We start from the raw sequence: 833 nt of genomic DNA, 5'->3' as shown, positions 1-833 counted from the left end.
GAACCTACGGCATAAAGCGTAAGACCGTTGTACTGTGATTCAGAATCAATCTGAGCACCAGCATAGTTGATGATCAAATAGTCGATGTTACCAGAACTATCTCCATCTTCAGTACCACCGTAGATGATACCACCTACTTCAGCAGTAGCATCAACACCTTCTGTAGTGGTAGCTTCACCAGCGATAACCAAACCACCCCAATCACCAGGAGTTTCGTTGGAAGAAGTCATTACAACTGGATCAGTTGCAGTACCTTGAATATCGATTTCAGCACCTTGTTGGATAACGATATAAGTGTTGGTCTCATCACCTTCTTGAACATCAGCTATGATTTTTGTTCCAGCAGGGATAGTCAAAGTAGCACCTTCTTCAATACTCAAAGAGTTTTTCAAGAAGTAAGTGATGTCTGCATCCAAGAAAAGGTTATTGGTGACAGAACCAGTCAAGGTTGCAGATTGAGCTTCTGGGTTACCAGTGGCCCAAATAAAGTCATCAATATTTACAGTTGCTGTACCTTCATAAGTTTCAGCAGGATCAGCAGTAGCACCATTGATGGAAACGTTGGCCAAAGGACCATTATCGCTCATCAATACGGAAGTGTCATATCCGGTCAAAGAAAGACCAGTGATAGTTGCACCAGATTCCTTTTTGAACTGAAGCGCAACCAAGTCACCTTCAGTACCTGGGTTAGGATCTGCTACTGTGGACACGGCAGTAAGATTGACAATGCTTGGGTTTTTGTTTTCACCATCAGCTTCAACAACAGTTGAGAAACCAGCAGTGTGAACAACATAAGCATTGGTCAATGTACCGTTCCAACCTTCAGTCCAGTC

General features: G+C 43.1%; 1 pseudogene. It reads right to left on the bottom strand.

The features are described from left to right. Positions 1-833: pseudogene (locus tag HJC33_RS00035) on the bottom strand (hypothetical protein); the annotation flags it as partial.

Origin of the sequence: Flagellimonas amphidinii, from assembly GCF_013090115.1 — a bacterium.
Taxonomy (GTDB): domain Bacteria; phylum Bacteroidota; class Bacteroidia; order Flavobacteriales; family Flavobacteriaceae; genus Flagellimonas; species Flagellimonas amphidinii.
This window is presented reverse-complemented; position numbering and strand designations above follow the sequence as displayed.